Consider the following 7020-nt stretch of genomic DNA (forward strand, 5'->3'; position numbering starts at 1 on the left):
GCGCAGCAACGCGAGGTGCTGCGCTTCGCCCAGGAAACCGAGGCCACCGCACTGGCGCTGGACGCGCTGCCGGCCGGCGACCTGCGGCTGCTGCTGCGCGGCGTCACCGCCACCGGCGTGGAAGGCGAGGACGCCGAGCAGCCGCTGCAGGTCTCGGCCACGCCGCTGCCGCCGCTGACCGTGCAGCCGCTGCACGAGCAGCAACTGCGCATCGCGCGGCCGCGCTTCGTCTGGACCCGCAACCCGGAGGCGACCAGCAGCGTGCTGCAAGTGGCGCGCGATGCGCAGTTCCAGGACCTGCTGCTGGAGCAGGAGACCGACGCGACCCATCTGCGCGCGCCGCAGCCCCTGCCGCCCGGCACCTACTTCTGGCGCCTCGCCTCGCGCGATGCGCAAGGCCGGCAAGGCCCGTTCGGGCAGGCGCTGACGCTGCATCTCAGCGATACGCCGGTCGATCCCGGCCTGGCGCCGGCGCAGGCCGAGCGCAGCACGCTGACCCTGCGCTGGCAGCCGGATCCGGACGCGCACCATTACCGGGTGCAGCTGGCGCGCGATCCCGCGTTCCGCCGCGGCCTGCTCGAACGCACCGTGACCCAGCCGCAGGTCGCGCTGCCGCGGCCGCGCCGCGGCACCTGGTACGTGCGCATCCAGACCCTGGACGCCGACGGCGAGGTCGCGCCGTTCTCGACGCCGCAGACGCTGGACCTGCCCTGCCGCTACTGCAAGCTCGGCATGGCCGGCGGCGCGCTGCTGCTGTGGCTGGCGTTGTGAACGCCACGCTGCTGCGACACGTGCTGGTGGCGCTCGTCGCAGCCGCACTGGCAGCGGCACTGAGCCTGGGCGATGTCACCGGGCGACTGGACAACGCGCTGTACGACGCGGCAATCGCGCAGGCGCCGCGTCCAGCCGATCCGCGCATGCTGCTGATCGCCATCGACGATCGCAGCCTGCAGGCACTGGGCCAGTGGCCATGGCGACGCGACCTGCACGCGCGCCTGCTCGACCGGCTCAGCGCAGCGGGCACCGAGCGGGTGGCGCTGGATCTGCTGTTCAGCGAGCCCGACCTGCAACACGCCGACGACGATGCGCGCCTGGCCGCGGCGCTGCGGCGCAATGGCCGCACCGTGCTGCCGGTGATCGGCAGCGCCGGCGGTGCGGACATGCCGCAGGAGCTGTTGCCGATCCCCGCCATCGCCACCGCCGCGGCGGCGCTGGCGCACACCGACCTCGCCGTCGATGCCGACGGCATCGCGCGCGGCGTCTACCTGCGCGCCGGGCTCGGCAGTGCGCACTGGCCGGCGCTGGCCGCGGCCCTCACCGACCGCGCGCTGCCGCCGGCGCCGGCCACCACCGACGCACCCTATGCCTGGCATCGCGCGGACTACGTCGGCCTGCGTTTCGCCACGCCGTCGGCACCGTTCGCGCAGGTGTCCTACGTCGACGTCGTGCAGGGCCGGATTCCGCCGCAGTCGCTGCGCGGACGCCTGACGATCGTCGGCGTCACCGCCACCGGTCTGGGGCAGCGGGTGATGACGCCGATGTCCGATGCGCGCTGGATGAGCGCGCCCGAATACCAGGCCAACGTCGCGGCGATGCTGTTGCGCGGCGACCCGATCCTGTCGTCGTCGCGCACTGCCCAGGTGGCCGGGTCCACGCTACTGGTGCTGCTGGCCTGCCTGGGCACGCAGTGCGCCGGTGGGCGCCGACGGCGCTGGCTGGTGCCGCTGGCGAGCATGGCGGTGGTCGCCGGCGGCAGCCTGCTGTGGCTGCTGCTCGGCAGCCGCTGGTTCGCGCCAGGGGCGGCCCTGCTCGCCCTGGCCATCGTCGCCGCCGGTCAGTTGTGCCTGCACGCGGCACGCTGGCGCCGCCAGGCGCATCGCGACGCCCTGACCGGGCTGGTGAACCGCCACGGCTTCGAACAGGCGTTCGCCCAGGCGCTGGACGAGGCGCGGCGCAGCGGCCGGCCGCTGACGCTGATCATCGTCGATGTGGATCATTTCAAGCGCTACAACGACACCCTGGGCCATCGCACCGGCGACCGCGCGCTGAAGCTGGTGGCCGCCGCGGTGGCGCGGCATGCGCGACATCCGCGCGAGGTCGCCGCGCGCTTTGGCGGCGACGAGTTCGCCATGATCCTGCCCGCCACCGATGCCGCCGATGCCAGCCGCATCGCCGCGGCGCTGGTCGAGGAGATCCGCGGGCTGTCGCTGCGCGCGCCGAACGGCAGCGTCGCCATCACCGCCAGCCTGGGCGTGCACAGCGCCACCGCGACAGCGCTCACGTCGGAGCGCGCGTTCTTCGAATCCGCCGACGCGGCGCTGTACCGGGTCAAGCGCGACGGACGCGACGGCTACGCGCTCAGCGACGCGCCACCGGAGCACCATACGCATACGTCTGGTACCCTGCCGCACTCCGATCCACCCACTGCCGCGCAATGAAGCCATCGCTGTTCCGCCTGGGCCTGAACCTGTGGCCGCCGTTCCTGTGCGCGGGCATCCACGTGACCGCGCTGAGCGCCGACTACCGCCATGCGCGGGTCGAACTGCGCATGCGTCCGTGGAACCGCAACTACGTGGGCACCCATTTCGGCGGCAGCCTGTTCGCCATGACCGACCCGTTCTGGATGCTGCTGACCATGCAGAACCTGGGGCGCGACTACTACGTCTGGGACAAGGCCGGCAGCATCGAGTTCGTGCGCCCGGGCCGCGGCACGGTCAGCGCGCGGTTCGACCTGGACCAGGCCCTGCTGGACGAACTGCGCGCGGCCACCGCCGGCGGCGACAAGCATCTGCGCTGGTTCGAGACCGACGTCGTCGACGCCCAGGGCGAGGTGGTGGCGCGGACGCGCAAGCAGCTGTACGTCAAGCGCAAGCCGCCGCGTTAGCGCGCCTGCCGCCCGCGGGTTCGCCAAGGCCGGCGCCGCCTCTGCGCACGCAGGCGGGTACACATCGCATGCGATACCGACCGCGCCGTCAGCGTGCGCGGCGTCGCGAGGCGGGCCGCATGGGCGGGCCCCGGCCCAATCGCAGCTGCACGGCCGCGCCGCGAGACCATGCGGCGCCGCACCAACGGCCATCACGCGCCGCTACACTACGCGGATGTCGCCCGATCTCTCCGCTCCCGCCCCCCGCCCGTCCCTGCAACGGCTGTTCTTCACCGGCCTGCTGACCCTGTTGCCGATCTGGCTGACCTGGGTGGTGGTCAAGTTCGTGTTCGTGCTGCTCTCGGGCATCAGCAGCCCCTGGGTGGTGCCGCTGTCGGTGCGCATCGCCGCCTCGTTCCCGCGCGAGCTGGGCTGGGCCACCGCGCAATGGGTGCAGAACACCATCGCCCTGATCGCCACCCTGGCGGTGATCCTGCTGGTCGGCATCCTCAGCCGGCGCATGATCGGCCAGCGCCTGCTGCGCTGGTTCGAGGCCGTGATGCGCCGCATCCCGCTGGCCAGCGTGGTCTACGACAGCGTGCGCAAGCTGGTGGACATCCTGCAGACCCAGCCCGGCAGCACCCAGCGCGTGGTGCTGATCGACTTCCCGCACCGGGACATGAAGTCGGTGGGCCTGGTCACGCGGGTGATCAAGGAACACGGCACCGGCCGCGAGCTGGCCGCGGTGTACGTGCCGACCACGCCCAACCCGACCTCCGGCTACCTGGAGATCGTGCCGGTGGAACTGCTCACGCCCACCGACTGGAGCGTGGACCAGGCCATGAGCTTCATCATCTCCGGCGGCGCGGTGTCGCCGGAGAGCGTGCCCTTCACCCGCACCGTGGACCGCTGACGCCGATGCGCCGCGGCACGCTCGACGATCGCGCGGTCCGGCTGTTCATCGCCCTGGCGGCGTTCTTCTGCGTCAACGCCGCGCTGGCCGAGTTCATCGGGGTCAAGATCTTCGCCCTGGAAGACACCCTGGGCATCGCGCCGCTGAACTGGAACCTGTTCGGGCAGACGGGCTCGATGAACTTCACCGCCGGCACCCTGCTGTGGCCGCTGGTGTTCATCCTCACCGACACCATCAACGAGTTCTTCGGCCGCCGCGGCGTGCGCTTCATCTCCTGGCTGGCGGTGGCGCTGATCGGCTACGGCTTCCTGTTCGCGTTCGCCGCGATCGCGCTGGCCCCAGCCGGGTTCTGGGTCACCGCGGCGCAACACCAGGGCGTGCCCGACTACCAGGCCGCGTTCGCCGCGGTGTTCGGCCAGGGCATGTGGACCATCGCCGGCTCGCTGGTCGCGTTCATGGCCGGCCAGCTGATCGACGTGGCGGTGTTCCACCGCATCCGCAACGTGACCGGCGAGAAGCACGTGTGGCTGCGCGCCACCGGCTCCACCGCGGTCTCGCAGCTGATCGACAGCTTCGTGGTGATCTACATCGCCTTCGTGCTCGGCCCGCAGCACTGGTCGATGCAGCTGTTCCTGGCGGTGAGCACGCTGAACTACATCTGCAAGATGCTGCTGGCGGTGCTGCTGATCCCGTTGCTGTACCTGATGCGGCGGCTGATCACCGATTACCTGACCCCCGAACGCGCCGAACAACTGCGCGAGGAAGCCGCCGCCGACTGAACGCCGGCACACGCGCGAGCGCACCGCACGCGCTTGCGCGCGGCCGTCGTGCAGCGCCGCAGACGCCGATGCCGCCTGGCCCGTCGCGACACGGCGCCCGCCCGCGACAGGGCGGTGGGCGCCCGCAGGCAGCGGCCATGGGTGGCCTCGGCGGTGCGGATCGGGCAAGCTCCCCGCTCGCTTGTCGTTGGAGCCCGCAATGCCGCCCCGCTTTTCCCGCCTGCTGTCCCTGGCCATCGCCACCGCCCTGAGCCTGTCGCTGGCGGCCCCGGCGGACGCGGCCAAGAAGAAGACCACCAAGCAGACCACCGCGCAGACCCGCGCCAAGGCGAGCAAGGCCCGCAAGGCGCGGCCGGCGCCGGCCCCGGTGGTGCTGACCAAGGCGCAACAGCTGAACCGGCTGTACGACGACTACTGGGAAGCCTCGCTCAAGCTCAATCCGCTGCAGGCGACCTTCCAGGGCGACAGCCGCTACAACGACCAGTTGCCGAACTTCCTCTCGGCTGCGTTCCGCCAGCAGTCGCACGACTTCACCGTGGAGTGGCTGGGCAAGGCCGAGGCGATCGGCAAGGATGGCCTGACCGGGCAGGACCTGCTCAGCTACGAGATCTTCGTCGGCGACGCGCGCAACGCGCTGGAGGCGGAGAAGTATCCGAGCTGGATGCAGCCGGTGAACCAGTTCTACAACGTCGGCAGCATCATGGTGATGCTCGGCTCGGGCACCGGCGCGCAGCCGTTCCGCACGGTCAAGGATTACGACAACTGGTCGCGGCGCGCGCTCGGCATCCCGGCGCTGTTCGACCAGGCCATCGCCAACATGCGCGAAGGCATGAAGGCCGGCGTGGTGCAGCCGCGCGCGCTGATGGAGAAGGTGCTGCCGCAGCTCGATGCGATCATCAAGCCCACCGCCGAGGAGAGCCTGTTCTGGGGCCCGGTGCGCAACCTGCCGGCGGACATTCCGGAGGCCGAGAAGCAGCGCATCACCGCCGAATACAAGCGCATGATCGAGTACCGGATCATGCCCGCCTACCGCGCGCTGCGCGGCTTCATCGCCACCGAATATCTGCCGGCCACGCGCAATACCGCCGGCATCGGCGCCCTGCCCGGCGGCGATGCCTGGTACGCCTGGAACGTGCGCCAGAGCACCACCACCGACCTGACCCCCGCCCAGATCCACCAGATCGGCCTGGACGAGGTGGCGCGCATCCAGGGCCAGATCCAGGCGGTGATGAAGCAGGTGCGCTTCCGCGGCTCGATGCAGAAGTTCTTCAAGTTCATGCAGACCGACAAGCGCTTCACCTTCAAGAGCGAGGACGAGCTGCTGAGCTACTACCGCGGCCTGGAAGGCCGGGTCGACGCGGCGGTGCCGCGCATGTTCTCGCTCAAGCCCAAGGCCGCGTTCGAGATCCGCCCGGTGGAGCCGTACCGCGCGCAGTCGGCCGCCAGCGGCTCGTACATGCGTCCCAGCGAGGATGGCCGCCCCGGCATCTTCTACGTCAACACCTACGACCTGCCCAGCCGCAAGACCTGGGATGCGGAAGACCTGTACCTGCACGAGGCCATTCCCGGCCACCACTTCCAGCTCGGCCTGCAGCAAGAGTTGACCAACCTGCCCAAGTTCCGCCGCTTCGGCGGCGAGACCGCCTTCATCGAAGGCTGGGGCCTGTACGCCGAATCGCTGGGCAAGGACCTGGGCCTGTACCAGGATCCCTACAACTATTTCGGCTACCTGCAGAACGAGCTGTGGCGCGCGATCCGCCTGGTGGTGGACACCGGCCTGCACAGCAAGGGCTGGACCCGCGAGCAGGTGATCGACTACATGCTGCAGAACTCGGCCACCAGCCGCACCGACGCCGAAGCCGAGGCCGAGCGCTACATGGCCATCCCCGGCCAGGCGCTGTCCTACAAGATCGGCGAGATGAAGATCCTGCAGCTGCGCGACTACGCGCGCGCGCAACTCGGCGACAAGTTCGACATCCGCGAGTTCCACGCCGAAGTACTGAAGGACGGCTCGGTACCGCTGAACGTGCTGCAGGAGAAGATCGAGCGCTGGGTGGCGAGCAAGAAGAAGGGGTGAGCGGGAAGCCGCTCCTCCCGCGGAACATGCGACCTGGGACGTCGCGGGATCGTCGCAGGAGCGGCTTCAGCCGCGATGGGGCCTTGCTGGTGAAGCCCGGTCGCGGCTGAAGCCGCCCCTACGGGAAAGCAGCCGTCGCACGGAGGCAGATAGCACGCCAGTTCCACCAGGACATGAGCGCGCACGAACTCATTGTGGGAGGGACGTCAGTCCCGACGCGTTGTAGTGAACGGCGTCGGGACTGAAGTCCCTCCCACAGTGCAGCTCCCTGGCATGCCGGCTGCTGCAAGTACAGCGCGACAGGAGTGGGAACTGCAGCGACGCCCCGTTGATGCAATCGCCGTCCGGTGGCGCCCATTCCACTCGGTGCGGATCGCACACCAGTTGC

The 7020-nt window shown here is 70.3% G+C and carries 5 protein-coding genes and 1 pseudogene; all 6 read left to right on the forward strand.

The features are described 5' to 3' along the window. Positions 1–771: pseudogene (locus tag D588_RS0123555) on the forward strand (peptidoglycan-binding protein LysM); the annotation flags it as partial. Beyond that, positions 768–2438 carry a CHASE2 domain-containing protein gene (locus D588_RS0123560; RefSeq protein ID WP_017917747.1) on the forward strand — a complete coding sequence of 557 codons (1671 nt, stop codon included), beginning with the start codon at positions 768–770 and terminating at the stop codon, positions 2436–2438. The pseudogene D588_RS0123555 and the gene D588_RS0123560, both read left to right, overlap by 4 nt. Then, positions 2435–2884: a DUF4442 domain-containing protein gene (locus tag D588_RS0123565; protein ID WP_017910204.1), complete on the forward strand. Its 450-nt coding sequence runs from the start codon at positions 2435–2437 to the stop codon at positions 2882–2884. The genes D588_RS0123560 and D588_RS0123565 overlap by 4 nt, the downstream gene beginning before the upstream one ends. 214 nt (positions 2885–3098) lie before the next feature. After that, the gene (locus D588_RS0123570) at positions 3099–3776 is read left to right on the forward strand and encodes a DUF502 domain-containing protein (RefSeq protein WP_017910205.1); all 678 of its coding nucleotides are present in this window, start codon (positions 3099–3101) and stop codon (positions 3774–3776) included. Then, on the forward strand, positions 3773–4555 hold the full coding sequence (locus tag D588_RS0123575; RefSeq protein ID WP_026144042.1) for a queuosine precursor transporter: 783 nt from the start codon (positions 3773–3775) through the stop codon (positions 4553–4555). The genes D588_RS0123570 and D588_RS0123575 overlap by 4 nt, the downstream gene beginning before the upstream one ends. A 199-nt stretch (positions 4556–4754) precedes the next feature. After that, entirely contained in the window at positions 4755–6632 is a 1878-nt protein-coding gene (locus tag D588_RS0123580) for a DUF885 family protein (protein WP_017917748.1), read from the forward strand. Positions 6633–7020: the final 388 nt, after the last annotated feature.

Origin of the sequence: Xanthomonas sp. SHU 308, from assembly GCF_000364645.1 — a bacterium.
Taxonomy (GTDB): Bacteria; Pseudomonadota; Gammaproteobacteria; order Xanthomonadales; family Xanthomonadaceae; genus Xanthomonas_A; species Xanthomonas_A sontii.

What these genes read in the sequence shown, in the direction of transcription:
- D588_RS0123570 (WP_017910205.1), top strand. Translation starts at nt 3,099, where the DNA reads ATGTCGCCCGATCTCTCCGCTCCCGCCCCCCGCCCGTCCCTGCAACGG.
- D588_RS0123565 (WP_017910204.1), top strand. Translation starts at nt 2,435, where the DNA reads ATGAAGCCATCGCTGTTCCGCCTGGGCCTGAACCTGTGGCCGCCGTTC.
- D588_RS0123580 (WP_017917748.1), top strand. Translation starts at nt 4,755, where the DNA reads ATGCCGCCCCGCTTTTCCCGCCTGCTGTCCCTGGCCATCGCCACCGCC.